At 70.5% G+C, this 2018-nt stretch carries 2 protein-coding genes and 1 pseudogene; 2 read left to right on the top strand and 1 reads right to left on the bottom strand.

The window, feature by feature from the left end; translation table 11 throughout:
* Positions 1 to 231 precede the first annotated feature (231 nt).
* The gene (locus tag ABZZ74_RS53860) at positions 232 to 774 is read left to right on the top strand and encodes a hypothetical protein (protein ID WP_356951404.1); all 543 of its coding nucleotides are present in this window, start codon (positions 232 to 234) and stop codon (positions 772 to 774) included.
* Here the strand turns inward: ABZZ74_RS53860 and ABZZ74_RS53855 are convergent.
* Positions 689 to 1482 (bottom strand): annotated as a pseudogene (locus ABZZ74_RS53855) (IS5 family transposase). The gene ABZZ74_RS53860 and the pseudogene ABZZ74_RS53855 sit on opposite strands and share 86 nt — an antisense overlap.
* Positions 1483 to 1570: 88 nt before the next feature.
* Between ABZZ74_RS53855 and ABZZ74_RS53850 the strand changes: the two are divergent.
* Positions 1571 to 1909 (top strand): hypothetical protein, encoded by a 339-nt coding sequence (locus ABZZ74_RS53850; RefSeq protein ID WP_356951403.1) that lies wholly within the window; start codon positions 1571 to 1573, stop codon positions 1907 to 1909.
* Positions 1910 to 2018: the final 109 nt, after the last annotated feature.

The following is a 2018-nucleotide window of genomic DNA, read 5'->3' as shown; positions in this document are numbered from 1 at the left end:
CAACATCTCGAAGCGTGGAGAACGGCCGCCTCGGCTGTCCCGGGAAGAACCGCAGATCAGCAGGTCGGGTGACACCCGAGGTTAAAAACCAAGCTGAGAAGCCGTATCTCAATCGAACGTGATCGTTTGATTTCCGCTGGTGAGGCATGGTGCCGCTCGGAGTGAGCCAGGGTTTCGGCGTCTTGTATCCGCTTCGTGGACGAGGGGTGCGCGGTGGCGTCGGTGCTGGGAATGCTGGAGGAGCGGGAGGCGGCTGCGCGTTTGCGGGTGGAGGGGCTGCGGGAGGAAGTCGCCCGGCTGGCCGGGGTGTTGGAGGCTGCCGAGATCGAGTTGGACCGGCGGGTGATCGCGCGGGAGGAGCTGGTCGAGGCCCTGGCCGCATCCGCGGCCGAGTCCACTGCTGTGACCGAGTGCGAGGCGGAGCGGGAGCCCGCGCCCTCGCCCGTGCCGGGCTCGACGGTGCCGCCCCGGCGGGACGGGTTGCCGGTGACGGTGCTGACGCCGGACTACCAGCGGATCCTGGGTGTGGTGGAGGAGGCGCGGACGGCGGGCAGGGAACCGCTGAAGGCCCGGGAGATCGCGCTGGAGCTGGGTCTGGAGTCGATTCCGGCGAAGGTCGAGGGGGTGCGTTCGAAGGCCAGGCGCCTGGCGGAGCGAGGGTGGCTCGTGCAGGAGGCGTCCGGGGCGTTCAGTGCCCCTCGGTGGCCTGTGCCCGTGCCAGACGCCGGCCCATCCGCGTGGTCATCGACCACCGGATCATCGCTTCGCTCGTAGCGGGCAGGGTTTCGTAGTCCCTCGCCAAGCGGCGGGAGTTCATCAGCCAGGCGAATGCGCGCTCGGCCACCCAGCGTCTGGGCAGCACGACGAACCATGACATGTCGTCGGTGCGCTTGACGATCTGCAGGGTGAGGGTGATCTGCTGCCGGCACCGGTCGACCAGGTCGCCGGTGTAGCCGCCGTCGGCCCAGACGAGGGTGATGTCACGGTGCAGGCGGCGCAGCCAGCTTCAGCGCCCGCCGCGGCGTCGCGGTCGCCGATGTTCGCGGCGGTGACGCAGACGACCAGGAGCAGTCCGAGGGTGTCGGTCACGATGTGGCGTTTGCGGCCTGGCACCTTCTTCCCGCCGTCGTAGCCGCGTGAGGCGGCCGGCACTGTCGCGGCGGCCCGCACCGACTGCGCGTCGATGATCCCCGCCGTGGGCTCGGCCTCGCGGCCCTCACGCTCACGGACCTTTCCGCGCAGCCGGTCGTGGAACTCGGCGATCAGCCCGTGCTCGCGCCAGCGCCGGAAGAAGGCGTAAACCCGGCCCCAGCCGGGGAAGTCGGCGGGCAGTGCGCGCCACGAGATCCCGCCCCCGACCAGGTAACGGATCGCGTCCAGCAGTTGCCGATGGCAGTAGCCCTCGGGCCGTCCGCCCCGCCCCTGAAGCCAGGCCGGCACCGGCAACAATGGCCGCACGGCCGCCCACTCTGCGTCCGTCATGTCCGACGGATACCGGCGCACCCGATCGGGATGATCGGCCGCATTGCCGTACACGTGCGCGAGGCAATCGCACGACACGGCGGGCGAGTTGAAGTCAACGGGCTCGGGCGCGTACAACAACGACAACAGGGCCTCCGGGAACCGCTCGGAATGGGGTCGCACCCCCGAGCTACCAGGGGCCGGGCTGGTCAAGGCCGGCGGCAAGCAGCGCACCGACTCCACCCATGTGATCAGCGCGGTCCGTGACCTCAACCGCACCGAGCTGGCCGGGGAGAGCGTGCGGGCAGCGCTGGAGGCTCTGGCGGTGGCGGCACCGTGCTGGCTGGCCGGGGTGATCGATGTCGCCGAGTTCGCCGACGCTACGGGCCGCGCGTCGATGGCTGGACGATGCCGTCGTCGAAGACCAAGCGGGATCGGCTCGCCCTAGTCTTCGGCCAGGATGCGCTGGCCTTGTGCCGGGCCGCCTGGTCCCCCGGCGCCCCGGTGTGGATCCGTGAGATCGAGGCGGTCGCCCTGCTGAGGCAGGTCCTCGTGCA

Source organism: Streptomyces sp. NPDC006476 (assembly GCF_040612015.1).
In the GTDB taxonomy this organism is placed as follows: Bacteria; Actinomycetota; Actinomycetes; order Streptomycetales; family Streptomycetaceae; genus Streptomyces; species Streptomyces griseorubiginosus_B.
The sequence above is the reverse complement of the archived record's forward strand: the minus strand, read 5'-3'. Positions and strand labels throughout refer to the sequence as shown.

Bases quoted from the DNA above. Each gene is read 5' to 3' on its own strand.
- ABZZ74_RS53860 (WP_356951404.1), top strand. From the start codon at position 232: ATGCTGGAGGAGCGGGAGGCGGCTGCGCGTTTGCGGGTGGAGGGGCTG.